Source organism: Micromonospora sp. DT47 (genome assembly GCF_049844475.1).
Taxonomy (GTDB): Bacteria; Actinomycetota; Actinomycetes; order Mycobacteriales; family Micromonosporaceae; genus Micromonospora.
Map to the genome: position 1 here is coordinate 54190 of NZ_JBNCLC010000025.1, position 23204 is coordinate 77393.

At 70.3% G+C, this 23204-nt stretch carries 23 protein-coding genes and 1 pseudogene; 10 read left to right on the forward strand and 14 right to left on the reverse strand.

Annotated elements, in window-relative coordinates; all coding sequences use genetic code 11:
• Nucleotides 1–307: 307 nt before the first annotated feature.
• Both ACLQ2U_RS27500 and ACLQ2U_RS27505 read left to right on the forward strand, forming a co-directional pair.
• On the forward strand, nucleotides 308–886 hold the full coding sequence (locus tag ACLQ2U_RS27500) for an AMIN-like domain-containing (lipo)protein (protein ID WP_425753802.1): 579 nt from the start codon (nucleotides 308–310) through the stop codon (nucleotides 884–886).
• Nucleotides 887–981: 95 nt separating this feature from the next.
• Nucleotides 982–1662 (forward strand): response regulator, encoded by a 681-nt coding sequence (locus ACLQ2U_RS27505; RefSeq protein ID WP_425753803.1) that lies wholly within the window; start codon nucleotides 982–984, stop codon nucleotides 1660–1662.
• Between the two features lie 191 nt (nucleotides 1663–1853).
• On the opposite strand, the gene ACLQ2U_RS27510 is transcribed toward ACLQ2U_RS27505, so the two are convergent.
• Nucleotides 1854–4367, reverse strand: a complete 2514-nt coding sequence (locus ACLQ2U_RS27510) for a glycoside hydrolase family 65 protein (RefSeq protein WP_425753804.1) — start codon at nucleotides 4365–4367, stop codon at nucleotides 1854–1856.
• Between the two features lie 190 nt (nucleotides 4368–4557).
• Here ACLQ2U_RS27510 and ACLQ2U_RS27515 point away from each other — a divergent pair, with 190 nt between their 5' ends.
• The 4 genes from ACLQ2U_RS27515 to ACLQ2U_RS27530 all read left to right on the forward strand — a co-directional run bounded on the left by ACLQ2U_RS27515 (nucleotide 4558) and on the right by ACLQ2U_RS27530 (nucleotide 8863).
• Entirely contained in the window at nucleotides 4558–5274 is a 717-nt protein-coding gene (locus tag ACLQ2U_RS27515) for an alpha/beta hydrolase (RefSeq protein WP_425753805.1), read from the forward strand.
• A 640-nt stretch (nucleotides 5275–5914) separates the two neighbouring features.
• The gene (locus ACLQ2U_RS27520; RefSeq protein ID WP_425753806.1) at nucleotides 5915–7450 is read left to right on the forward strand and encodes a multicopper oxidase family protein; all 1536 of its coding nucleotides are present in this window, start codon (nucleotides 5915–5917) and stop codon (nucleotides 7448–7450) included.
• A gap of 193 nt (nucleotides 7451–7643) precedes the next feature.
• Nucleotides 7644–8120: a winged helix-turn-helix transcriptional regulator gene (locus tag ACLQ2U_RS27525; protein ID WP_425753807.1), complete on the forward strand. Its 477-nt coding sequence runs from the start codon at nucleotides 7644–7646 to the stop codon at nucleotides 8118–8120.
• Between the two features lie 44 nt (nucleotides 8121–8164).
• Nucleotides 8165–8863, forward strand: a complete 699-nt coding sequence (locus tag ACLQ2U_RS27530; protein WP_425753808.1) for an SDR family oxidoreductase — start codon at nucleotides 8165–8167, stop codon at nucleotides 8861–8863.
• Here ACLQ2U_RS27530 and ACLQ2U_RS27535 read toward each other — a convergent pair.
• The 3 genes and pseudogenes from ACLQ2U_RS27535 to ACLQ2U_RS27545 all read right to left on the reverse strand — a co-directional run bounded on the left by ACLQ2U_RS27535 (nucleotide 8845) and on the right by ACLQ2U_RS27545 (nucleotide 9976).
• On the reverse strand, nucleotides 8845–9615 hold the full coding sequence (locus ACLQ2U_RS27535) for an aminotransferase class I/II-fold pyridoxal phosphate-dependent enzyme (RefSeq protein WP_425753809.1): 771 nt from the start codon (nucleotides 9613–9615) through the stop codon (nucleotides 8845–8847). The two genes, ACLQ2U_RS27530 and ACLQ2U_RS27535, sit on opposite strands and share 19 nt — an antisense overlap.
• Nucleotides 9500–9742 (reverse strand): annotated as a pseudogene (locus ACLQ2U_RS27540) (GntR family transcriptional regulator); the annotation flags it as partial. The gene ACLQ2U_RS27535 and the pseudogene ACLQ2U_RS27540, both read right to left, overlap by 116 nt.
• A 12-nt stretch (nucleotides 9743–9754) precedes the next feature.
• Complete coding sequence (locus ACLQ2U_RS27545; RefSeq protein WP_425753810.1) at nucleotides 9755–9976, reverse strand: transposase; 222 nt, start codon at nucleotides 9974–9976, stop codon at nucleotides 9755–9757.
• A 97-nt stretch (nucleotides 9977–10073) separates the two neighbouring features.
• Between ACLQ2U_RS27545 and ACLQ2U_RS27550 the strand changes: the two genes are divergently transcribed.
• A complete protein-coding gene (locus tag ACLQ2U_RS27550; RefSeq protein ID WP_425753811.1) occupies nucleotides 10074–10526 on the forward strand; it encodes a hypothetical protein in 453 nt (150 codons plus the stop codon).
• Between the two features lie 449 nt (nucleotides 10527–10975).
• Here the strand turns inward: ACLQ2U_RS27550 and ACLQ2U_RS27555 are convergent, their stop codons facing one another.
• The gene (locus tag ACLQ2U_RS27555) at nucleotides 10976–11827 is read right to left on the reverse strand and encodes an N-formylglutamate amidohydrolase (RefSeq protein WP_425753812.1); all 852 of its coding nucleotides are present in this window, start codon (nucleotides 11825–11827) and stop codon (nucleotides 10976–10978) included.
• 202 nt (nucleotides 11828–12029) lie between these two features.
• A complete protein-coding gene (locus ACLQ2U_RS27560; RefSeq protein WP_425753813.1) occupies nucleotides 12030–12716 on the reverse strand; it encodes a SanA/YdcF family protein in 687 nt (228 codons plus the stop codon).
• A gap of 418 nt (nucleotides 12717–13134) precedes the next feature.
• Between ACLQ2U_RS27560 and ACLQ2U_RS27565 the strand changes: the two genes are divergently transcribed.
• Nucleotides 13135–13509: a PadR family transcriptional regulator gene (locus ACLQ2U_RS27565; protein WP_425753814.1), complete on the forward strand. Its 375-nt coding sequence runs from the start codon at nucleotides 13135–13137 to the stop codon at nucleotides 13507–13509.
• Complete coding sequence (locus ACLQ2U_RS27570) at nucleotides 13506–14876, forward strand: permease prefix domain 1-containing protein (RefSeq protein ID WP_425753815.1); 1371 nt, start codon at nucleotides 13506–13508, stop codon at nucleotides 14874–14876. The genes ACLQ2U_RS27565 and ACLQ2U_RS27570 overlap by 4 nt, the downstream gene beginning before the upstream one ends.
• A 201-nt stretch (nucleotides 14877–15077) precedes the next feature.
• Here ACLQ2U_RS27570 and ACLQ2U_RS27575 read toward each other — a convergent pair whose 3' ends face one another.
• The 8 genes from ACLQ2U_RS27575 to ACLQ2U_RS27610 all read right to left on the reverse strand — a co-directional run bounded on the left by ACLQ2U_RS27575 (nucleotide 15078) and on the right by ACLQ2U_RS27610 (nucleotide 22239).
• Nucleotides 15078–15515: a DUF1707 domain-containing protein gene (locus tag ACLQ2U_RS27575; protein ID WP_425753816.1), complete on the reverse strand. Its 438-nt coding sequence runs from the start codon at nucleotides 15513–15515 to the stop codon at nucleotides 15078–15080.
• 131 nt (nucleotides 15516–15646) lie between these two features.
• Entirely contained in the window at nucleotides 15647–16033 is a 387-nt protein-coding gene (locus ACLQ2U_RS27580; protein ID WP_425753817.1) for a hypothetical protein, read from the reverse strand.
• Between the two features lie 223 nt (nucleotides 16034–16256).
• Complete coding sequence (locus tag ACLQ2U_RS27585; protein ID WP_425753818.1) at nucleotides 16257–17306, reverse strand: zinc-dependent alcohol dehydrogenase family protein; 1050 nt, start codon at nucleotides 17304–17306, stop codon at nucleotides 16257–16259.
• A gap of 267 nt (nucleotides 17307–17573) precedes the next feature.
• The gene (locus tag ACLQ2U_RS27590) at nucleotides 17574–17921 is read right to left on the reverse strand and encodes a TfoX/Sxy family protein (RefSeq protein WP_425753819.1); all 348 of its coding nucleotides are present in this window, start codon (nucleotides 17919–17921) and stop codon (nucleotides 17574–17576) included.
• Nucleotides 17922–17933: 12 nt separating this feature from the next.
• Nucleotides 17934–18908, reverse strand: coding sequence for a TIGR03086 family metal-binding protein (locus ACLQ2U_RS27595; protein ID WP_425753820.1), 975 nt, complete (start codon nucleotides 18906–18908; stop codon nucleotides 17934–17936).
• Complete coding sequence (locus tag ACLQ2U_RS27600; RefSeq protein WP_425753821.1) at nucleotides 18908–19228, reverse strand: ArsR/SmtB family transcription factor; 321 nt, start codon at nucleotides 19226–19228, stop codon at nucleotides 18908–18910. Before ACLQ2U_RS27600 ends, ACLQ2U_RS27595 begins: the two co-directional genes overlap by 1 nt.
• 306 nt (nucleotides 19229–19534) lie before the next feature.
• Entirely contained in the window at nucleotides 19535–20203 is a 669-nt protein-coding gene (locus ACLQ2U_RS27605) for a response regulator (protein WP_425753822.1), read from the reverse strand.
• Nucleotides 20188–22239 carry a GAF domain-containing sensor histidine kinase gene (locus ACLQ2U_RS27610; protein ID WP_425753823.1) on the reverse strand — a complete coding sequence of 684 codons (2052 nt, stop codon included), beginning with the start codon at nucleotides 22237–22239 and terminating at the stop codon, nucleotides 20188–20190. The genes ACLQ2U_RS27605 and ACLQ2U_RS27610 overlap by 16 nt, the downstream gene beginning before the upstream one ends.
• Nucleotides 22240–22424: 185 nt before the next feature.
• Between ACLQ2U_RS27610 and ACLQ2U_RS27615 the strand changes: the two genes are divergently transcribed.
• Nucleotides 22425–23120, forward strand: a complete 696-nt coding sequence (locus ACLQ2U_RS27615) for a DUF4386 family protein (RefSeq protein WP_425753824.1) — start codon at nucleotides 22425–22427, stop codon at nucleotides 23118–23120.
• Nucleotides 23121–23204: the final 84 nt, after the last annotated feature.

Sequence of the window (23204 nt, forward strand, 5' to 3'; positions counted from 1 at the left end):
GGCGCCATCCCCGTCGGCGCCGCCCTCGCCGGCCGGCTCGGCCAGTACCAGCGTCCGCACCTCGCTCTGGATCGGCGCGACGGCCGGCGCGCTGACCTGGCTGCCGGTGTTCTGCTCACCGCTGCGGACGCTACGTCAACCGCCGGAGCCGGAGCCGGAGCGGGAGCCGGGACCGACCCCCGCTGACCACTGTTACGTGGCAGTTACCTGATAGCGAAGCTGCTGCCGCGGACGCGTTCCACCGTGGACCTGACGTCACCGGCGACGACGCCGGGAAGCCACGGAAACGAGATCACAGGAGGAGACGATGCGGATCAGAAGTGGACTCATGGCCCTGGTCGTCGTGCTCGCCGGGCTGGTCGCCGGCGCGGGTACCGGCACGGCGGCGACCACCACGGCGGCGGCGACGGGATCGCCGTACTGCGGGATCACCTGGGGCAGCGCGGAGAAGTCGGCCGGCACGCTCAGCACCGCACCGCTGATCGACGTGCGTACCGGCCGGCACGACTGCTTCGACCGGGTGGTGTTCGAGTTCGCCGGGCCGGTGAGCGGCTACACGGTCGCCTACGGCGAGACCTGGACCGAGGGCGAGGGGCTGCCGCTGTCGCCGTACACCGCCGGGGACGAGCTGCTGCGGGTTTCGCTGCAGGCCCCGGCGTACGACGATGAGCACCTCGCCACCGTCCCGTACCGGGTCGGCGAGCACGCCGCGAACGTGCTGCGCTATTCGACGCTGCGGGACGTGGTCTTCGGCGGCAGCTTCGAGGGCTACACCACCTTCGCGGTCGGTGTGCGGGCCCGGCTGCCGTTCCGGGTGTTCGTGCTGGCGGGCCCGGGCACGCACAGCCGGATCGTGCTCGACGTCGCGCACCAGTGGCAGCAGTGACCCACCGCGGGGAGGAGGGCCCGGCGCCGGCCGGGCCCTCGACACCGTCCGTTGCGCCAGGCGGCGCAGCGTCGCACCGGGGCTACCCTCAGTGGATGGAGGGCCGTGTGCTGGTCGTCGAGGACGATGCCTCCATCCGGGAGGTCACCGCCCTCGGTCTGCGCCGGGCCGGCTTCCGGGTCGACACCGCCGTCGACGGGCGGGCGGCGTTGGCGACCTGGCGGGCCCGACCGGTCGACCTGATCGTGCTCGACGTGATGCTGCCCGGGCTGGACGGCTTCGAGGTCTGCCGGGAGATCCGGCGGAGCAGCCAGGTGCCGATCCTGATCCTGACCGCCCGCACGGACACCATCGACGTGGTCGTCGGACTGGAGTGCGGCGCCGACGACTACCTGCGAAAACCGTTCGACCTGCCGGAGCTGGTCGCCCGGGTCCGCTCGGTGCTGCGCCGGGCCACCACCCCGGCCGCCCCCACCACCATCGAGATCGGCGGTTTGGAGATCGACCCGGCCAGCTTCGTGGTCCGCAAGGACGGGCGGGACCTGGCATTGACGGCCACCGAGTTCCGGCTGCTGCTGGAGCTGGCCCGCCGCCCCGGCCAGGTCTTCACCCGGGAGCTGCTGCTGGCGCGGGTATGGAACCACGACTTCCTCGGTGACTCCCGGCTGGTCGACGTGGCGGTGCAGCGACTGCGCGCCAAGGTCGAGGACGACCCCGCGCACCCCCGACTCGTCCGGACCGTACGCGGCGCCGGCTACAAGCTGTCGCCGGCCTGAGGGAGGTGCCGGGCGAGGGCCGCCGACGCCGTACCCCCGGGTCGCCCACGGCGCCGGCTGATCATCGCGTTCGTGCTGTCGCCGGGATCTCCGCCGGGCTGCTGGCCGGCGCCAGCCCCTGACCGCCGGGCCGTCGACCGCCACGCCGCGACCGCCGGCGCGCGGTGACCTCTTCGGCGACCTCGTAGGGATCAGTGCGCCGGTGCCGAGCGGTCAGATGCTGTCCGGCGGGTGGGAGTCATATCAGGTCGACCCGCTGGTGTGTCTCTGCCATGCAGCGCAATGGTGACCTCGGCACCGGGTGACAGCAGCACGGACCTGTCCCGGACGGCCACGCGGATGGGCTGGTCCGCCCCGGGCGCGGCCGAGATCCGCACCTCCTCGTGGTCGATGGTCAGGGTGATCAACAGGTTGCGGTACCGGATGACGCAGTCGAGGCGGTCGAGCCCTTCGGGCAGCAGCGGGTTGAGCCGGAGCACGTCGCCGCGCATCTCCAGGCCGGTGTAGCAGCGTTGCAGGATGTCCAGCGACCCGGCGGTGGCGCCAAGGTGGATCCCCTCCCGCGTCGAGCTGTGTTCCGGATCCGCCAGGTCGGTACCGAGGGCTGCCAACAGCATGTCCCAGGACCGGCGGCGGTCAGTACGGGCCAGCACCCACGCGTGCGCGATCCGGCTGAGGGTGGATCCGTGCGCCGTGCGGGACAGGTAGTAGTCGACGGTGGCGGGGATACGCGCCGGGTCGAAGTCGTACCCGAGGCCGTGCACCAGCCCGGTGAGTTCCTCGGCGCTGAACAGGTACAACAGCATCAGCACATCGGCCTGCTTGGAGATCTTGTACCGGTTCGGGTCGTCTCCCTCGGCCTGCAGCAGCGACCCCAATAGCCGCAGGTCGCCGTACCGCCGCCGGTACCGGTCCCAGTCCAGCTCCGCCAGGTCGCCGTAACCGTCGAACTGCGCGAGGATCCCGTCGTTGAGGAAGGTGAGCCGCAGCCGACGTGCGACGTGCAACCATCGGCGGCGCTCCCCGTCCCCAACGGCCACGTCCCGCCAGGGCACCGCCCCCGGATGCCGGCCGAGGATCGCGCACGCCTCGTCGGCTCGAGCGAGCACCCACGCGACCATCACGTTGATGTACGCACAGTTGTCCAGCCCCCGGCCGGGCCTACCCGGGTAGCCGTCGTGATACTCGTCCGGCCCCAGCACACCGCGCAGGTCGTAGCGGTCGTCCGACGGGTCGTAGGTGGCCAGCCCGGCCCAGAACCGTGCCGTCTCGACCAGCAGCTCGACACCGTGGCCGGCGAGGAACGACAGGTCGCCGGTCGTTTCCCAGTATCGCCACACGCAGTACGCCACCGCCAGGTTGACGTGGCGTTGCCGGCCGGTGTGATCGTCCACCATCTCACCAGTCACCGGGTTGGGAGTACGGCTGGGACTCTCGTCCCGGCCGCTGCTGCCGCTCTGCCAGGGGAACAGGGCACCCACGAACCCCGCCTCGGCCGCCTGCCGCCGCGCCGCCGTCAACCGTCGGTGCCGGTACTCCAGCAGTGCCCGGGTCAGCTCCGGCAACCGCAGATTGAGGTACGGGTAGACGAACAGCTCGTCCCAGAAGATGTGCCCGTGGTAGCCCTCGCCGTGCAGCCCGCGTGCGGGCACACCCGCGTCCAGGTCGACCGTGTGGGGCGACAGCGTCTGCAGCAGGTGGAAGGTCTGCAACCGCACCGGCAACTGCCATACGTGATCCTCACCCACGTCGAGCCGGAACCGTTCCCACAACCGTTCCCACGCGGCGGCATGCTGGGCCAGCAACAGCTCGAACGCCCCGGCGCAGCGGAGCTCCTCCCGGGCCGCTGCCAGCGGCTCGTGCACCGCCCGGTCACGAGCGGAGAACACCGCGACCGTCTTCTCCACCGACACCTGCTCTCCGGGCGCCACGTCGATCCCGAACACCTGACTCACGTCCTCGGCCCGGTGGACGGCGCGCGTGGTGTGGGAACGGCCGGCGCCGACGACACTGATCCTGGTGCGGGCCGTGACGGCGATCCGCTGATGCGATCCGGTTGTCGCCGCCGTCAACCAGACGGTCTCGGGGTCGTCCGCGCCGGCGGCGACATCGGTGAGGTGCCGCCCGCAGGTGCCGGTGTCGGCCGCCGCGTTTGCGTTGACCACCCCGCCGTCGATGCCCGACCTGATCTCCAGCCGACCCGACCAGTTCTCCGCGACGATGCTGGTCTCGAGCGCCGCCACGTGGGGGTTGGCCATCGACACCAGCCGCCGCTGTCGTACCCGGGTCCGCCGCCGCTCATGGTCGACAACCAGCAGATCCCGCAGGTACACCCCTCGGCGCAGGTCCAGCACCCGGTGCTCGTGCAGGCGGCGACCCCGCCCTGGCGCGTACCAGTCGCCACCGGCGGGACGAAACGTCAACGGCAGCCAGTTCGGCACGTTGACGATGCTCTCGTCGCCGCCCGGTGGGCCGGGGCCGGAGAGCCGGTTGTGGAAACCAGCCAGGTAGGTGCCCGGATAGTGGACACCGTCGGACGACGACTCCGGGGCAGCCCCACGGGTCGCCAGATAGCCGTTGCCCAGCGTGAGGATCGCCTCCCGCGTCCCTTCAGCGGCCGGCTCACCGTCCCGGTACTCCAGCGCCCATGCCTCCGGCAGGCTCCCGGTGCACAGCTCACAACCAGGGTCCGTGTCGGCCGGCACCGCGCCCTCCTCTCCGTCGGCGGTGCCGTTCCCGGTCCCCGGCTCGGCAAACTCCGCCCGACGTGACCATCGCTCGGCCAACCGTCATGCCGGCGAAGAGCGGGCACGAGACGTCCGCTGCCGCCAGCGGTTCATCGGGCCGTAGCCGGGTAGCCAGGCCGGACAGTCTCAGCTTGATGCGGAGGCGGCCATGCCGACGATAGGTGAAAACGCGCCACCGCACCGCCAGCCGGAGGAAAACTCCCGACACGGCCGCCTCACCGTCCGACCCGGCCCGCCCGTCGCCGCCTCGACCCGCAGCGGGCTGGTCCCGTTCGACGAACCGGCCGGCGAGCCGCTCGCCCTGGCCTACGTACCCGAGCCCGCCGACGGCCGCCCGTACCACCTGGCCCTGCTGCTGCATGGCGCCGGCGGTTCATCGCGACAGGCCTTGGACCTGATGCTGCCGGTCGCCGACGAGCAGCGCATGCTCCTCGTGGCGCCGCAGTCCACCGCCGCGACCTGGGACATGATCGGCTTCGGCTTCGGTCCCGACGTACGCCGCATCGACCGTGTGCTACTCGAAGTCCTCGCCGCGTACCCGGTCACCGACATGCTCATCGGCGGATTCTCCGACGGGGCGTCCTACGCCCTGTCGATCGGCCTGATCAACGGCGACATCTTCGACACCGTGCTGGCCTTTTCCCCCGGCTTCGCCGCCCCGCTGGTCACCCACGGCATGCCCCGGGTGTACGTCTCCCACGGCACGGCCGACCGGGTACTGCCCATCGATCCGTGCAGCCGACGGCTCGTGCCGCGATTACGCGCACTCGGTTACGACGTCACCTTTGACGAGTTCAACGGTGGCCACGACGTACCCGAGGCCATCGTGCGACGCGCGGTAGACCAGCTGTACCCCATCGCCTGACGATGCTGCTGACGGTGGTCGGGGAATGACACCGTAAGCCTTGGCCTACGGTGCCGCGCGGGCCGACGAAGAGGTAGCGAACAGACGGCGGGGCGGCTCTGGTTGTCCGACGGTGGTGACGTCCGGACGGGGACAGCGCTCTCGCCCGCCGTGTCCGGCGAGAACGGCCGCGGGTGTCGAGGTGGTGGAGCTGATCGACCTTGCCGGGCAGGTGCTGACGATCAACGCCCACGTGATCGACATCTGCCGGTGCCTCCGAACGACCACCACAGCGCGATGTGCTGCCGGCCGGCCGGGAGCCGGTGGCGGGGCAGGGCAGGGCAGGAACGAGGGTGGCGACGCCATGCCGTAGCCCGTAAGGGTGGCGAAGCGCCGACCCCGACCGCGGAGACAGTCCGCGCCTCGGGATCGGGCATCGCTCGGACCAGGCGGAGCAGGGCGCTTCGGCGGGTCGGCGGTCCGGTCCGGTCCGCCAACCGCGCGCCGGCCCGGCCGGCCAGCGCCAGGCCGATCGGAGGGTGACCCCGGAGCCGCCCGGTCAGGGGCATCCCGGAACGCTCCCCGAAACCGGTCCCGTCCGCTGGCCACCCGCCTGATAAGAAGTCACGCTACTGGTACCGACTCCGCTGGAGGTGCCACCGTGACCGCACGACGACGACCCCTCGTCCGCGTGCTCGTCGGCGCGCTCGCCGTCGTCCTCGTCCTCTGCTGCTGCGGCGTCGCCGTCGGCGGCTGGGCGTTCGCCCGCGCCGGCACCGACACGGTGGGCGAGGTCGACTTCGTCCGGCCGCTCGCCGTACCCCCGCTGGCGGCCTCCCGGGTCGACGGGCAGGGGCGGCGGATGTTCGACCTGCTCGCGCGCGAAGGCAGTCGCGATTTCCGCGGCGACGGCCGGCGGACCCGTACCGCCGGTTTCGACGGCGACTTCCTCGGCCCGACGCTGCGGGCGAAGCGGGGGGAGCGGGTGGTGGTGAACGTGGTCAACCGGCTCGCCGAGGAGACCAGCGTGCACTGGCACGGGATGCACCTGCCGGCCCGGATGGACGGCGGCCCGCACCAGACGATCCGCCCGGGCGCCACCTGGTCGCCGACCTGGACGGTGGACCAGCCGGCCGCGACCCTCTGGTACCACCCGCACCCGCACGGCGCGACCGAGGAGCACGTCTACCGGGGTCTGGCCGGCTTGTTTCTGCTCGACGACGACCGCGAGGCGGCCCTGCCGCTGCCCCGCCGCTACGGCGTCGACGACGTCCCGGTGATCGTGCAGGACCGGAGCTTCTCGGGCAGCGGGCAGTTCCGCAAAACCCGCAACATGATCTCCAGCATCGGCGTGCTCGGCGACACTCTGCTGGTCAACGGGACCGTCGGGCCCTTCCTGGACGTCACTACCGAGCGGGTCCGGCTGCGGCTGGTCAACGCCTCCACCGCGCGCCTCTACGACTTCGGCCTCGCCGACGGCCGCCGCTTCGACCTGATCGGCAGTGACGGCGGACTGCTGCCGCGTACCGCCCGGCTGGACCGGGTGCGGCTCTCCCCGGGAGAGCGTGCCGAGATCGTGGTGACCGTGCGCCCGGGGGAGCGGATCACCCTGCGCAGCACCGGCCCCGACCTGGGCGCCGGAGCGCTCGCCGACCGGTTCGCCGGCGGCCGGGACCGCTTCGACGTGCTGGAGCTGCGCGCGGCGGACCGCCTCGTCGCGTCGCCGGCGGTGCCGGACGCGCTGGTGCCGATGGATCGGCTCGACCCCGCGTCGGCCGCGACCACCCGCACATTGGAGTTCCTGGGGCGCGGCATCAACGGCCGCTCGATGGACATGGACCGGATCGACTTCGCCGCCACCCGCGACACCACGGAGGTGTGGGAGGTGGTCAACCGGGACGGCACCCCGCACAACTTTCACGTGCACGACGCGCAGTTCCAGGTGCTCACGGTCGACGGCGAGGCGCCGCCGCCGGCGCTGAGCGGCTGGAAGGACACCATCTACCTCCCACCCAACCGGCCGATCCGGATCGCCCTGCGCTTCACCGACCACACCGACCCGGACGTGCCGTACATGTACCACTGCCACCTGCTGTACCACGAGGACGCCGGAATGATGGGCCAGTTCGTGGTGGTCGAACCGGGCCAGTCCCTCGGCCGTCCGCCCCGGCACGGCGCCCACGCCCCGCACCGCTGAGCGACGGCCCCGCCCGGCCGGCGGCTACCGCCGGACGGCTCGCGCTGCTGTCGCGACCGCTGGCGCGCTACGGCTTCTACGCCGGGCAGGTGTGAGGCTCCCGCAACGTCGATCACCGCACGGGCATTCCCCCCGACCACCGTGACCTAGCTGACTTTGGTTTCCCTAAGTCAGGGGGAGTAGCGTCCTGCCCATGACGGACTTCCTCGACCAGCGGGACGCCTGGCTGACCACCAACTGCTCGATCGCCCGGGCGATCGAGGTGGTGGGGAACCGGCCCACGCTCCTGCTGCTCCGGGAGGCGTCGTTCGGCACCCGCCGCTTCGACGACTTCGCCCGGCGGGTGGGCATCAGCGAGCCGGTCGCCGCCGCGCGGCTGAAACGACTCGTCGCCGACGGGCTGCTCGAACTCCGGCCCTACCGGGAGCCCGGGCAGCGGACCAGGGACGAGTACGTGCTGACCCGCAAGGGCCAGGAGCTCCTGCCCGTGCTGACCGCGCTGCGGCAGTGGGGCGACAGCTGGGCCGCCGACGCCGCCGGTCCGTCCGTCCGGGTCGAGCACCACGACTGCGGCGCGGCCGTGCACGCCCGGCTGCGCTGCGAGGCGGGCCACGACGTGCCACCCGGCGAGATCGACGTACGCCCCGGACCGGGGCTGCGTCGCGCCTGACCGTCCACCCGCCGACACCCTCCACCCCTTCACAGGAGCAGGACATGAAGATCGCTGGACGCACCGCACTCGTCACCGGCGCCAACCGTGGCTTCGGCCGCCACCTCGCCGCCGAGCTGGTGGCCCGCGGCGCCACCGTCTACGCCGGTGCCCGCAATCCCGACAGCGTCGACCTGCCGGGCGTCACCCCGGTCAGGCTGGACATCACCGACCCGGACTCCGTGGCCGCCGCCGCCAGGGTCGCCAGCGACGTCACTCTGCTGATCAACAACGCGGGTTCGGGCACCGGGGCGGACCTGCTCGACGCCGACCTCGCGACGATCCGGCTGGAGATGGAAACCCACTACTTCGGCACGCTGTCGATGGTGCGCGCGTTCGCCCCGGCGATCGCCGCCAACGGCGGCGGTGCCATCCTGAATATCCTGTCCGCGCTCTCCTGGGTCAGCTTCCCGCAGGTCGGGGCGTACAGCGCCGCCAAGTCCGCCGAGTGGTCCCTGACCAACGCGCTGCGGGCGCAGCTCGCCGACCGGAACATCCGGGTCGCCGGCCTGCACGTCGGCTACATGGACACCGACATGACGGCCAGCGTCTCCGCGCCGAAGTCCGACCCGGCGCACATCGCCCGGATCGCGATCGACGGGATCGAAGCGGACCAGCCCGAGATCATCGCCGACGACACCAGCCGGCAGGTGCAGGCCGGCCTGTCGGGTGGCGTCGCCGCGCTCTACCCGCAGCTGTCCTGATCGCGGGCGTCGTCCGGCCGGCCGGTGGCGGCCCCACCTACCACCGGTCGCCGGAGGCACCCCGGGGGAGGCTGTCCGCGCACCCCTGCCGGTGCCCGTATGCGGTGATTACCCGCCAGGCGCTCGAGGTCACCCACGCACGCGCCATGTCGATCGACCGGGACGGGCCTCAGCCGCGCGCCGGCCAGCCGAAAGGCAGCGCGGACTACCGGGTGGCCAAGAGCCTCTACCGCCACGACATCGCCGGGCGTGACCAGGGCTCGGGCAATCAGGTCCAACGCGCTCTGGCTGCCGCGCGTGACCAAGAGGTCGTCTGCCGTCACCGTCAGCCCTCGGGCGCTGGCGAGCATCTCCGCCAGTTCCAGCCGCAACCCGGGATGCCCGCGGTGGTCGCCGTAGACCAGTAGCCGGCGGCCGTCTCTTTGCAACACGCGGCGATACGCGCGGGCGAGCTCGATCGTCGGGAGCAGCCGGGGATCCGGCGTTCCCCTGGTCAGCACGAACACGCCGGACGGGTGGCGAGGTATCGTATCGTGTTCGACCGGCGGCGCCAACGCGAAGCCGACCGCTGCCGCGGTCGCTGCCTTCGCTGGGCGCGAACGGCTGGCTGGGCAGGTCCTCGGCGACGAAAGTACCGGTTGCCCTGCGCCCGACCACCCAGCCCTCGGCGGCCAGTTCCTCATAGGCCGAGAGCACCGTGTTGCGGTTGACCCCAAGCGAGCGGGCCATCGTCCTGCTGCCTGGCAATGCATCGCCCGCCCGCAACCGTCCCGCCCGGATCGCATCCGCGATACCGCGCGCCAACTGGAGGTAGAGCGGCAGCTCGTCGGCGGGATCGACGGCGAGCGCGAAGGGCCGACGCAGCGCCATGTTGGGCATGCTAGTGCCTTGTCATGCAGCGTTGAACGGGTAATCCGGGTGCCGGATTTTAGAGTTGACAGCAAATCCGGTCTTGGGCTTGGCACGGTGGTTGCACCAGCGGATGTAGGAACCGACGGCGGTGCCACGCTCGGTGTGGGCGCGGTGGTCGGTGCCGTTGAGAGCGAAGTAGGGCACGACGGCGAGCTCGGCCTCGATCCAGTTCAGCCACGACGCATCGGTCGGGGGGAACACCAGGTCGACCTGGTTGGGCGCACCAGGCGCGAACCTCGGGATGCATGTGCGGGGAGAATCTGTCGCTGCAGTACCCACAGGAGACAGAGGAAACCCGATGCCCCGACGCCTGACACGCCTCGAGACCGAGGTGCTCGTCTTTCGCCGCATGATCGTGCTGCTTGACGACGAAGGCGACTACGACGTGTCCGGCGAGGACTGGTTGTCGGTCTCCCCGAACTGCGTCGTGGCGACCAGCGCCGGCGCCACCGACCACTACGCGAGCGTGATCGTCGAGATCTGGGACGGGCCACCGCCCGTGCTCGACGGGTGGGAGAGCGGCAAGGCCGGACGGGTCCGGCTGGACAGCGGCTATCTGGAGATCCAGCCGACCGACACGCATGTCCTCCGGGTCGGCCCACCCGGTCGCTACGAGGTACGGGCGTACAGCGCCGGGCGGTCCCGCATCGCCGCCTCGACGCCACGATCCGGCGTCGACGAACTGCGCGGAGTGGAGTCGTTCCTGTTCCAGTTCTGGCCGGCCGGGCTGTCCCATCGAAGTGGTCGATAGGTCGCTATCCTCACGCGAGCCGCCGCGGGAGGGGGGAGGACGTCGTCGTGTCTGTGAGCAGGGCTCGGTAATCGATGTCCGAGAGTCGTCGTTCGAGTGGGCGGAGGTATTCGCTGGTGGTGCCGCCGCTGGTGCGGCGGCGTTGGAGGTATTCGCGGGCGCCGGGATGGTAGTGGGCCTGGGTGATGCCGATGCTGCTCTTCTACCCGGACCGGTCCGGCGTCCGCGACCACGGTCGGCCGCGGCTGTCCGAACTGGTGTCGCCACCGCCGGCCGCTCATCGTCTCCCAGCGTTCAGGGCGGGAGGGCTTCGGCGTGATGTACGACCGCGACTGGACCGCCGAGAACTACTGGTCTCTGGAGGGTGGCGGCGCGTCTATCAGAAGCCCGAGGGCGGGGCGACCTGGGATCTGATCCGCGAGTTCAACACGTACTGGTGAGCAACCGACTCACCGGTGGGCCCCCGGCTCGACCGGGCGGGCGTCCGGGGGCGGTGCGGCGGCTGACACCGCGTCAACGAGTTCGGCCAGCGCCGTGACGAGGCGGTGGATGCCGTTGGTCAGTGGCCCCCCGGGCTCGATCAGGTAGGTGTCGCGGCGGATCTCGACCATGAGCGCGGTGACCGCGGGCTGCTGCCGGTAGTGCTTGAGCGGCACGTAGCAGCCCGCGAAGGGGGTGTCCAGCTCGATGTCGCCGAAGCCGGCGAAGGCGTCCCGCGCGGCGCTCACCAACTCCGGTGGGGTGTGGAAGGAGTCGGTGCCGAGGCAGATCGCGGGGCGTGGGCCGTCGCCGTGCAACTCGTACGGCAGCGGCTGGCTCGGGTAGGAGTGGACGTCGATGATGACGGCGTGGCCGGTGGCCGCCAGTCGCGCATCGACCAGGTCGGTCATGGCCGCCGCGTACGGTCGGTAGTGCTGAGCCAGGAGGGTCTCGTCGCGAGCGGGATCTTCGTTGCGCAGCCGCTGGCCGTGCGCGGTGCGGGTGTAGACGGCGGCCATGCCGACGGCGCGCATCTCCTCACGCTCATCGGGAAAGCGTTCGGGATCCACCACCAGGCGGGAGTAGCTGTTTTCCAGCACCCAGGGTGTGCGCCCGGCGGCGGCCGCGGCCCGAGCGGCCAGGAATCCGGTATGCGCGTCGGTCATCTGGTCCAACTCCGCGGCCAGGGCGTCGTCGTCGAGGAGAATGCTGCGCCGGGCGGCGGCGGTGAGCGCGCGGGAGCCGTGCGGCACGTGCAGGACCACCGCAGAGGACGGCACGCCCGCCAGAACCTGGTAAACAGGTTCGCCGCCGTCGGACATGCGTTGCCTCCCACGACCTCTGGCGCTGTTCCTCGATCAATTGCAACCGGGACGGTACCAGCGGATCGGCGAGGCGCGCGTGAGGCTGCGGGCCGCTCTTGGCTTCCCGACGACGTCAACCCGAACGCGGGGATGGGCACCTGCCCCCGTGGCCGGTCAGATTGCCGCACGTTCCCGCGAGTCCGGACCCGTTCGCCGACGGTCAAGTGCCCTGTAGTGCGTCTTGGACACCTGGGTTTTCGGGCGACCGTACCGCCGGAGGTCTGTGCCGTACCGCATCCCACGCCGCCTTTGCACTGGCAAAGTAGTCGCGGATCGCTTTTCCTGCGAGCACGGCAGCAGCGCATTCGGCACAGCGGGCGCTCACCCCGTCGACGTCGAGACCGAGGTGCCGGCACAGTGTCACCGCCCGCGACAGGTGGTAGGACTGCGTCACGATCAAAGCTCGGGTGATCCCGTACACCTGACGCGCCCGGGCGCAGCTGTCGTAGGTGTCCAGGCCGAACGGGTCGGCCACCACGCGCCGCGGATCGACACCGAGCCCAGTCAGGTACGACGTCATCACCGTTGGTTCATCGCCGGACGCGCCGCTGCCGTCCCCGGACACGAGGATCACCCGAGCGCGCCCGCTGTGCACGAGCGCGGCGGCGGTCTGCAGTCGGCCGGCGAGCCGTTCCCCCGGTTGGCGGCGGTCCGTTGCCACCTCGGTACCCAGGACGATGACGACGTCCGCGGCCGGCGCATCGGCCTCGCCGTACACGTGGCCGTATGCGGCGATCTTCGTCCACAGCCAGGGCCCACTGACGAGAAGCAGCGCGACAATGCCCGCGGCGGCCACGCGCGTCAGGCGTCGACGCAGCCGAATCAGATGACGCGACCAGTCGGTCATCCCGCCCACGAGCAACGTCCGGCAGGAATCCGCCCTACGCAACCTGGCCATCGGCATCCTGCGCCACCACGGCTGGACCAACATCGCCAAAGCATGACGCCACAACGCCCACAACGCCTGCCGACCCCTCACAACCCTCGGCATCATCCCACCCTGAAACGGACATTCCGGGATTTTGCCGTGGCCCTGGCCGCGCTCCCACCTTGGCGAAACCGCACTCCAAGAGCGCATCGGCAAGCGCGGCCGCCGTCTCCTGATCGGGTGCACGGAAGGTGAGTTCCGGCCAGCGCTGTCCCTCCTGCCATGACGCGGCATCATGCCACAGTCGACGTGGCGCGGTGCGCTGATGGCGGCCGGGATTGCGCGATCGCTATACCTGGAACTACTATGCATTGCAGTTCTAGGGTTAGGTGGTCACATGCATATCACCAAAGACCTCGTCGCGGCCTCGGCGACGCCGCTCGTGCTAGGGATCCTCGCCGAAGGCGAGAGCTACGGCTACGCAATCCTCAAGCAGGTCAACGAACTGTCGGGCGGGCAGCTGGAGTGGACCGACGGCCTGCTCTACCCGCTGCTGCACCGCTTGGAGCGGCTTGGCCACGTCGAGTCGGCCTGGGAGATCCCGCCCGGGGGACGCCGCCGCAAGTACTACCGCATCACCGACCAGGGCCGGGCCGAGCTCGCCGAGCAGCGCCGCCAGTGGGCCGCGGTCGTCGACGCCCTGCGGGGCGTCTGGAGCACGACACAGTCCATCAAGCCGATCACGGCACTGGCATGGGAGGCGGGACGATGACCGTCGACGGCGACAACGAGCTGGAGGGCCAGATCGCCGAGTGGCGGGCCTACATGCACCGCCGCCGGGAGCTGCACCACACCGATGCCGAGGAGCTGGAAGACCATCTTCGTAGCCGGATCACCGAACTGACCGAGGCGGGCCTGCGAGCCGACGAGGCGTTCCTCATCGCTGTCAAACGCATGGGCAGCCTCGATGAGCTGTCGCGGGAGTTCGCTCGCGAGCATTCCGAGCGGCTGTGGAAGCAGCTCGTGCTGCCCGGGGAGCCGGACGCGCCCGCCGCCGCCCGTTCCCGTCGCGAGCTGCCTGTCATGGTGCTCTGTGCGGCCGTCGCGGCGTTCGCGATCAAGGTGCCGGGCTGGTTCGGGCATGACATGTCAGGGGACGATGCCGGCTTCTACGCGCGAAACGTCAGCCTTTTCGCGCTGCCGGCGCTGGCCGCTTACTTCGCTTGGCAACGCCGGGTCGGTCTTCGCGTCATCGGGGTGCTCGCGTTGCTGTTCATTCTCGGCGCGGTCGCCGCGAACGCGTATCCGCTGGCCGGTGACTCGCAGACCATTGTGCTCACGGCGATCCACCTGCCGCTCGCGCTGTGGCTGGTTGTCGGCGTCGCCTACGCGGGCGGTGATTGGCGCTCAGACCGGCGGCGGATGGACTTCATCCGGTTCACCGGGGAGTGGCTGATCTACTTTGTCCTCATTGGACTGGGTGGCGGCGTGCTCATGGCCTTCACGGTGGGCACTTTCGATGCCATCGGCCTTGACGCCGAGGGATTCATCGAATCGTGGCTGCTGCCGTGCGGCGGCATGGCCGCGGTCATCGTGTCGGCATGGCTGGTGGAGGCCAAGCAGAGCGTCATCGAGAACATGGCGCCGGTGCTGACCCGCGTCTTCACGCCGCTTTTCGCGGCCACCCTGCTGGCCTTCCTGGTCGCCATCATCTGGACCAACAACGGCATCGACGTCGAGCGCGATGCGCTCATCCTCTTCGACCTGCTGCTCGTCATCGTGCTGGGCCTGCTGTTGTACGCCATCTCCGCCCGTGACCTCACCGCCCGGCCCGGTCTCTTCGACCGCCTGCAGCTCGCGCTCGTCGTCAGCGCTTTGATCATCGACGCCCTGGTGCTGCTGGCGATCACGGGCCGGATCACCGAGTGGGGCTTCAGCCCCAACAAGACCGCCGCATTGGGCGAGAATGTCATCCTGCTCACCAACCTGGCGTGGTCGGCATGGCTGTTCCTCGGCTTCGTGCGTGGCCGCATGCCCTTCGCCCGCCTGGAACACTGGCAGACCCGTTACATGATCGTGTACGCCGTCTGGGCCTGGACAGTCGTCCTCGCCTTCCCGCCCGTGTTCGACTTCGCCTGAGCCACGACACCAGACGGGTGTGGAAGGCGCGTGGAGACCGACGTCCACACCATCTCCACAAGGCTCAGGATCCGGGTCACGGCTCCGTGCCGTCGGTGGCGAAACGGGCCAGCGGCAGCCGGGCGCCCTGCTCGGCGGCGAGCCGGGCACCGGTGCGTAGGGCAGCCAGCCCCTGTTCGGGTGATTTCCGGACCCAGCCGTCTACTGTGGTCGCTGGTTGCGGGTCAGCAGGTGCTCGGTGTAGAGGAGCGCCACGCTCAGGGCCACCGGCACAGCAAGGCTCCACCAGGCGCCGTATACGAAGCCGAGAACGACCGCCACCGGCAGCCCCAGCAGCAGCGCGAGGCAGATCGCCGCACCGAGGGGCGAGATGTCCTCGTCGGCGTCTGTCGACGAGCCGGGCGACCTGGGAAGGTCGGGATGGGGAGCGGGGAGGTCGACGAAGATCCGTAGCAACTCGGACTGGGTGCGCGCCGCCTGGCACGCCGCCCACCGCTGCTCATGCTCGGCAGGGCCCAGCCGCTCGGCGGCAAGGTGCTCGTCGAGAGCCTCGCGGGCGGCCTCGCGCTCCGGCGCGCCGATCCTCAGGTCGGGAGCGGATCCGTCCAGGTTCTGGACGAGGTCCTCCGAGTTGGTCACCGGCTGAGGATAGGGCAAAGTCTTTGGTCGTCTGCAAGTCGAACTCGCGAACTGAGACGTCCTAACACAGCCGCGAGTCGGGTGTCGGCCATGGAGGTCGTTAGCGCTACCTCTTGGCCGCGGCAGGCCGCTTAGGGGAAGTCCCGCCATTCCGCCCAGGTCGGCGGTCCCGGCGCGGTAAGCGCATCGAGCAGGACGTACTCGATCTGCTCAGGGGTCAGATGCTGGCCGTCGGTCGCCCCACGAGCGGCGGCAATCCAGGTCTTCCTGCCGTCGGACAAGAACACCCCCACCGACTCGCCGCGGTCGGCGACCGCGACGACCGTGCCCCACGGCCGGTGAACAAACACCTGCGTTTCGTGCTCCGGGCGCATCTCGCGCAGCCATCTCTGCACCGTGTCGCGGTCGCTGAGCTCCGCCTGCTCCTGCTCGAGATGGAGCAGGCCACCGGTCAGACGCTCCGCGACATCCTTCGGCCCACTCCGAAAGCGGCCGAGCCGATCTCGCAACCAGCCCACGTCGCCTCCCCACGCCGGCCTACCGAGCTTCCATCATCGCCCAACACGCCGACGGACGCCGGAGACGTTCTTGGTGCAGACGTACGCTCGTGCCGCTGGTCGTGCCCGTCATGCCGTCATGCCTATCTCGCCTGGTGGGGAAGTATTCGCAGGTCAGGGCCGTAACGAGCTACGGGCTGTTCCGTCCTTCCTCTGGGACGTCCCGGGCGTGCGGTACGCCTACTCACCGGGGGTGGATGAGGCACATTCCGCCGGGAGCGGGCCGGTCCATGGTGGCCAACGCGTTGGGCACCTCGGCGAGGCCGATGGTGCGGGTGATCAGCTCGGCGGGGCGCAGGACGCCGGCAGTGACCAGGCGGAGCAGCTCCGGATAGGCGTGCGCGGGCATGCCGTGACTGCCCCGCAGCTCCAGCTCGAAGGCGATCACGAGCTCCATCGGCAGGGCCGGGCGGCCCTGGGCGGTGGGGAGGAGTCCGACCTGCACGTGCCGTCCGCGCCGCCGCAGGCTTTCGATCGAGGCGGTGCAGGTGGCGTGGCTGCCCAAGGCGTCGAGTGACAGGTGGGCGCCGCCGCCGGTTGCCTCCCGAACGGCCGCGGCCACCGCGCCGGGTCCGGTGAGGGCACTGCCGTCCAGGCAGACCGTGGCCCCGCAGCTCCTGGCCAGCTCGAGCGCGCCTGGGGCGACGTCGACCGCCACCACCTGCGCGCCGCACGCCGCCGCGATCATCACCGCGGACAGCCCCACTCCGCCGCAGCCGTGCACCGCCACCCACTCGCCCGCGGCGACCCGCCCCTGGCTGACCACGGCCCGGAACGCCGTGGCGAAGCGGCAGCCGAGCGCCGCCGCGGCCGGGTAGTCCAGCTCGTCTGGGAGCCGCACGAGATTGACGTCGGCGTTCTGCACCGCCACGTACTCCGCGAACGAGCCCCAGTGGGTGAAGCCGGGCTGCGTCTGCCGCTCGCAGACCTGCTGGTCGCCGGCGAGGCAGGCCGGGCACTGCCCACACGCGCAGACGAAGGGCGCGGTGACCCGATCGCCGGGCCGCCAGCCGCGTACGCCAGCGCCGACCGCCGTGACGACGCCGGCGAACTCGTGGCCGGGGACGTGTGGCGGGCGGATGTCGGGATCGTGTCCCTGCCAACCGTGCCAATCGCTGCGGCACAACCCGGTCGCCTCGACGCGGATGACCGCGCCCCCGGACTGCGGCACCGGGTCCGGGACGTCGCGGACCTCGGGTCGGGCACCGAACTCGTCGAAGATCACGGCACGCATGCGTCGCATCCTCACATGCCACGGACCGGCCGGCGCGCCCACCTGCTCTATCCGCAACAGGTGGCAGCAGGCTTCGGCCTACCGGATCCTGACGTACGAATGTCGTATGTTCCGGCGTGTTGTCGGTCCCTGTCTTCCTGGCCTTGGACTACGCGACGGGGCACGCCAGCGGACCCGTGCGGGCGATCGTGTCCGTGTGAACGGCCAGCGGCAAGACCGCCAGCCACGACTCGGGACGATCTGGCGACTGTGCCGGGGCCCGGGAAGTCATTTCTTCTTTTTGAGCTTGGGCGGCAGCGTCGCCACGTACGCCTGCGCCTTGTTGACCCACAGGGTCGCCTGCTCGGCGGTGAACGACGAGGGCATCGACAAGTATCCACCCATCGGCCGCTCGGCTGGGCCGAACGGTCCCGAGCCCTCGATCGTTGCCAGCTCGGCCAGGTCGTCGGCGGCGAGTTTCACGCCGACCGACGAGCCGAACAGCCCGGCGAACATGTTGCCGTTCACGAACGCGCCGAGGTTGCCGAACATCGGCCTGACCTCGACCCCCGGCCCCTCGGGGACAAGGGACCGGAAGAACTGCTTGTCAGCGTCGGAGGGCTTGGGCATCTGCATCATCGGATCCTGTCATGCCATCACGGGGCGACGGCCGGCGAAAGCGGCCAGCCGCTCCATCGGGTCGGCACCCGGGGACGGGACGACCTCGTCGCCGAACGAGGAACCGCGGGCACCGGGGACGATCTGCTCGGCGAGCTTGTGGACGTAGGCCACCACCTCGTCACTGACGACCAGGGGCGTGCCGCTGCCCTGGGCCATGTCCCACGCGTGCAACAGGAACTCCACCGGCATGATGCTCGCCGCGAACCTGGCCGGCATCTCGCCGCCGCCGGGGGCGGCGACGGTGCCGTCGAGGCCGCGGGCGCGCCATCCCTCGATGGCCTGCGCCGCCATGGTGGCCACCCGGTTCTCCAGCGAACCCGTCTCGGGGTTCACGACCTTGACGCCGGCCATCGAGCCGAAGGCGATCATGGAGCCGAACAGGTGCTCGGCGAGGTCGTGGCAGGTGAAGTCCGCGCAGGGGGTCTGCTTGGCGCGGTCCTCGGAGGTCAGCTGGCGCAGGACCGTCTGAAGTACGGCCAGGGTGGCGTCGGCGGCGGACAGTTCGTCGAGGCGCTCGGGAGCGGCGGACCACTCGTCGGGGCCGGCGTCCCCGGCGACGGCGGCCTTCTCGAGACGGCCGAAGTAGTGGTTCCAGCCCTCGGCGTGCATCGCCGCCTGCTCGTCGGTCAGCCCCTCGTGGGTGAGGGTGACCCGGGTGCCGTCGGCAACCGGCTCGATCGTGATCGAGACGGTCGAGGCGTCGGGGGCGAGGTCCGGGTTGCCTTCCCAACCCCAGCCGAACACGACACGCTTGCCGGGCTCGACCTCACGGAAGGTGCCGGCCGCCACATGGCCGGGGGTGATGGTCCAGCGGTAGTCACCGCCCACCCGGAGGTCGACGCGGGCCGACACAGTCTGCCAGCGACGCAGCCGCTCCGGCTCGGTGATGAGAGCGAATGCCTCGTCGATGTCGACAGGAAGGACGACGGTCTTGGTGAACATCAGTGGTCTCTCTCAATCCGTTGAGACTTCAGTGCGTGTGCGTCGGCGACCAACAGGTCGAGTTCGGCGGTCCAGAACCGGTCGATCTCGGCCTGCAGCTGACGGAGTCCGTCGGGAACGACCCGATAGATGCGCTCCCGGCCGACTTTTTCGGCCTCCACCAGGCCAACTTCCGCCAGCAACAACAGATGCTGGGAGATCGCCGACCGGGTGACCGTGAACTCCGCCGCGATGGAGCTCACCGTGCGGGGCTGCGACGCGAGCAGCTGCAGGATCCGTCGCCGGGTGGGCTCAGCAGCGGCAGACAGCGCGTCGATCACCCGACATACGTTAGCCACGGCTAACGCGTTTGTCAACGCCCCTGTACCGTGCCGAAACCAGGCGCACCGGCTGTGAGCTGGGGTTGGCCTGGCCATCGCATGATCGTGTCGTGACAGTTCGGCTGCTGTATCTGATCATGGTTCGGGTGTTCGGCTGGCTCGCACTGCTCACCCGAGGCGAGGCAACCAAGACCGCGGAATTGCTCGTGCTGCGGCATGAAGTGGCCGTGTTGCGCCGTCAGGTCGGTCGGGCACGGCCGTCCTGGCCGGATCGGGCGGTGCTGGCTGTTTTGGGGTGGGCGGGCGTCACGGTAGAGAAGACCGTCGGCCGAGCCCGGCGTCTCGGGCGACGGCGACGGCTTGGGCACGCGAGTCGCAGTTCAGCTGCGTGATGCAGGCCGACACGTAGTTGCGTACGGTTCGTGGTGAAAGCCGTAGGTGGGTGGCAATAGCGGCGTTGTCGAGGCCCCGCGCAACAAGGTCGAGGACCTCCCGCTCGCGGGGCGTCAGAGCGGCGAGCGGTCCGCTCGGCGAGGTGGGTGAGACCACTGCGGCGAGGATACGGTCCGCCAGCGGTGCCCCAAACACCACTTGACCGGCGGCGACCCCGTCGATAGCGGCGAGGATCTCCGAGGGGCGTGCCCCCTTTACGAGGTAGCCGCGGGCCCCTGCACGTACGGCTGCGTGGATTGACGTGTCGTCGTCGAGCATCGTGAGGACGAGGACGGCCGTATCGGGTAATTCGGCGAGGATCTGGCGCGTGGCCTCCACACCGTTAAGGTCGGGCATGTGGAGGTCCATGAGTACGACATCGGGAGCGGTACGAAGCACGAGGGCAACCGCGCCTGTGCCGCCGTCGGCCTCGCCAACGACGTCGACATTTCTGCTCGACTCGAGCACGGCGCGCAGGCCGCTGCGGAACACTGGGTGGTCGTCGGCGAGGACGACGCGGATGGGGGTCATCGCGGCAACCACGCGTGAACGGTGGTACCGGTACGGGAGGCGTCCACGGTGACCTGACCGCCCAGTTCCTCGGCGCGTTCCGTCATGGAGCGGATGCCAACGCCGGGTGCGGTGCCGTCGAGCCCCACACCGTCATCCGCGACCGACACGAGTAGCCCGTCGCGCCCTCCGTCGCTTTGGCATCGAAGGCTAATGACGCCTGTCCGGGCGCGAGAGTGTCGCAGCGTATTGGTCACGGCCTCGACGACGATGCGGTATGCCGCTGCCTCCACGGCCGCCGGCAGAGTGGGCAACGGTTCGTCCACCTGGACGCGGATGGTCTCGGATGGATCGAGGGTGGCTACGCGCTCACGGAGGGCGCCGACCAGTCCAAGATCGTCCAGTGCAGGCGGCCGCAGTCCGTAGACCAGCTCCCGCACCTGTCGCACGGTGGCTTCGAGCTGCTCCTCGGCGTCGGACAGCAGGGCCCGTGCGCGTTCGGCATCGGTGCTGACGGCGTCGCGCGCTAATGCGACGCGGAGGGTGGCGCCGGCGAGGGTTGGGCCGATCCCGTCGTGCAGGTCGCGGCGCAGCCGCCGCCGTTCGTCCTCACGGCCGAGTACGAGGTATTCGCGGGCGCGTTGGACGTCGTCCGTTAGTTGTAGCAGCGCGATGGCCGCGCCCACCTGCGGTGCCAGGTCTGTGAGCAGCCGTAGGTCGGCCACCGAGTAAGGGTCTGCGCGCGTACGCCAGGCAACGACCAGCCGGCCCACCGGTTTGCCCTGGTGGGCCAGGTCCACGACCAGCGCTGGGCCGCCTGACCGCGTGCCTGTCGCGGCCAGCGGTCGTACATCTAATCCCTCGATTGCCACGTATGGCGCCCGCAGGGACGCCGCCGTCGCCACTGCTACCTCGGCCAGCCCGCTGCGAGCGTCGGATGCGCGGCCCAGCTGGCTACCCAGGGCCGCCAGGGCGCGGTACGGGTCAGCGCGGTCACCGAAGAGCCGGCGATCCACGACCCGGCCGATGCGGTGGTAGGCCGGGACCGCGATGCACGCCGCGACCAGTGTGGCAACGAGCCCGCTGGCGGGGCTGTCACCTCCGGCGACCGCGAACAGCAGCACGACCGCGACATAGGCGACCGCGACCAGCCCGCTGAGTGCGACGAACACGAGCGATCGGCGAACGAGCAGCTCGACGTCATATAGGTGGTGCCGCACGATCGCTATGGTCGCCGCTGTGGGCAGCAGCACGACCACGGTCGCCGAGAGCAGGGCGCCGGCGCCTTCGGGCAGCCCGGCAACGGCGTCGTAGGCGGCACCCGCCGCCTCGAGGATGACCCCGACCGACACCGCCCACACGAGCCAGAGCAGCTGGCGGCGCTCCAGCACGGTCGCGCGGCGGTAGCGCGCGACGACCGAACCGACGGCGGCCACAGCCGCGAGGAGGAGGAGCGTCCGCCATACCGTCCCGACAACGGAAACGACCGCTGCACCGCTACGCCACGCGAATGGGTTATCGACCGGCACGGACCCGTCACCTATCGGTCCCGGCCGAACCCCAGCCTCCACGATGCTCAAGACGGCGGCGGTGACCGCGACGGGGATCACCCAACGCCAGCGGCGAGTGGGCGGCGAGCCGGTGGGAAACAGCAGCAGCCCGAGTGGCAGCGCGCACACCAGCGCAGGCACGAACATGAGGTTCTGCACCCACCGCAGTAGCACGCCAGTCCGGTCGGCGCCTGATTTCGCGAGCAGTGACAGTGAGGCGACGTCAACCATGACCGCCGTAGCGACGAGTGCGCCAGCCGCCAGAAAGAGCCAGCCTACCGGATTGCGGGGTCGCCGGGCGGCGACGAACGCGCCCAGGGCGCCCACCCCCGTCCACGCCACCATCCAGACCAAGTCTTCAACAGAGAGGCCTGACCGATCCGCGACGACGACCAGAGTTACGACGACCACGGCGATCAGGAGTGCGGCGACACCGGCGACGAGGCACGCCACAGCACCGATTTTGGCGACGCGGGCTACCTGTGGCGTCGCATCCGTCGTCATGCCGTTGGCCGCCATTCGGTTCCTTCATCCCCGCACCACGAATGTACCGGCCTCAATCATTCCCCGCGGATGTCACCGCGCACCAGGGTCGGGTGTCACAGCACTCTTGCTTATGCCGACCCCTAGTCGGCGGTGATGCGCCACCCGGATCCTGACCGGCGTTCGGGTCACTCTGGGCCCGCCCCACGTAAGGAGCAGTCATGCCGGGCATCCGACTCGTCGCCGTCTCGACCGCCATCACCACCGGCCTGCTGACCATCGCCGGGTCGGCCGTACTTCCCGCGGGGCCGCAAACCGCCACCGCGACCGCCGAACAGATCACTGCCTACTACGCCGAGCACACGAACGCACTACAGCTGTCGATCGTGTTCTGGTCCATCGCCGCCGCTTCCCTGCTGGTATTTTCCGGTGTCACCTCCGCCCTGCTACGCCGCAACGGCGCTGCCGCCGAGTTGGCCACCGTCTTCGCCGGAGCCGGCTGCGTGGCGGCGGCCCTCATGCTCGCCGCTCAGGGTCCCATGGCGGTCGGGGCACGCGAAGACTTCACTGCCGCAGACGACGCCACCCGCCGCACCATCTACGTCCTTGCCGACGTCACCTACAACCTCGGAGACCTGGTGCTGCCCGTCGCCGGCCTGCTCGTCGGAGCACTCTCGCTGGCCGCACTCCGCCGGATCCTGCTGCCCCGTTGGCTCGGATACCTCGGTACGCCCCTCGCGGCGGCCGCGGTGCTCGGCGCGATCGCACCACTGCATGGGGAGCACGTCGGCGTGTTCGAGATTCTCGAGGTTGCTGCGTACCTGCTGTGGCCGTTGTGGATGATCGCAATGGGTATCACGCTTGCCGTGCGTCGAGAGCGCCCGGTGCGCCCCGAGACAGCTGTCGCGGCAGCATGACATCTGCTACCGCGCCGACCAGTAGCCCTTAAGCTCAATCGAGGCGCTCGGGTGATTCGTCATGCGGCTGGCCGGCGTACAGGA

What these genes read in the sequence shown, in the direction of transcription:
- ACLQ2U_RS27500 (WP_425753802.1), top strand. Translation starts at nt 308, where the DNA reads ATGCGGATCAGAAGTGGACTCATGGCCCTGGTCGTCGTGCTCGCCGGG.
- ACLQ2U_RS27505 (WP_425753803.1), top strand. Translation starts at nt 982, where the DNA reads ATGGAGGGCCGTGTGCTGGTCGTCGAGGACGATGCCTCCATCCGGGAG.
- ACLQ2U_RS27515 (WP_425753805.1), top strand. Translation starts at nt 4,558, where the DNA reads ATGCCGACGATAGGTGAAAACGCGCCACCGCACCGCCAGCCGGAGGAA.
- ACLQ2U_RS27525 (WP_425753807.1), top strand. Translation starts at nt 7,644, where the DNA reads ATGACGGACTTCCTCGACCAGCGGGACGCCTGGCTGACCACCAACTGC.
- ACLQ2U_RS27530 (WP_425753808.1), top strand. Translation starts at nt 8,165, where the DNA reads ATGAAGATCGCTGGACGCACCGCACTCGTCACCGGCGCCAACCGTGGC.
- ACLQ2U_RS27535 (WP_425753809.1), bottom strand. Translation starts at nt 9,615, where the DNA reads ATGCATTGCCAGGCAGCAGGACGATGGCCCGCTCGCTTGGGGTCAACC.
- ACLQ2U_RS27550 (WP_425753811.1), top strand. Translation starts at nt 10,074, where the DNA reads ATGCCCCGACGCCTGACACGCCTCGAGACCGAGGTGCTCGTCTTTCGC.
- ACLQ2U_RS27555 (WP_425753812.1), bottom strand. Translation starts at nt 11,827, where the DNA reads ATGTCCGACGGCGGCGAACCTGTTTACCAGGTTCTGGCGGGCGTGCCG.
- ACLQ2U_RS27560 (WP_425753813.1), bottom strand. Translation starts at nt 12,716, where the DNA reads ATGACCGACTGGTCGCGTCATCTGATTCGGCTGCGTCGACGCCTGACG.
- ACLQ2U_RS27565 (WP_425753814.1), top strand. Translation starts at nt 13,135, where the DNA reads ATGCATATCACCAAAGACCTCGTCGCGGCCTCGGCGACGCCGCTCGTG.
- ACLQ2U_RS27570 (WP_425753815.1), top strand. Translation starts at nt 13,506, where the DNA reads ATGACCGTCGACGGCGACAACGAGCTGGAGGGCCAGATCGCCGAGTGG.
- ACLQ2U_RS27585 (WP_425753818.1), bottom strand. Translation starts at nt 17,306, where the DNA reads ATGCGTGCCGTGATCTTCGACGAGTTCGGTGCCCGACCCGAGGTCCGC.
- ACLQ2U_RS27590 (WP_425753819.1), bottom strand. Translation starts at nt 17,921, where the DNA reads ATGCAGATGCCCAAGCCCTCCGACGCTGACAAGCAGTTCTTCCGGTCC.
- ACLQ2U_RS27595 (WP_425753820.1), bottom strand. Translation starts at nt 18,908, where the DNA reads ATGTTCACCAAGACCGTCGTCCTTCCTGTCGACATCGACGAGGCATTC.
- ACLQ2U_RS27610 (WP_425753823.1), bottom strand. Translation starts at nt 22,239, where the DNA reads ATGGCGGCCAACGGCATGACGACGGATGCGACGCCACAGGTAGCCCGC.
- ACLQ2U_RS27615 (WP_425753824.1), top strand. Translation starts at nt 22,425, where the DNA reads ATGCCGGGCATCCGACTCGTCGCCGTCTCGACCGCCATCACCACCGGC.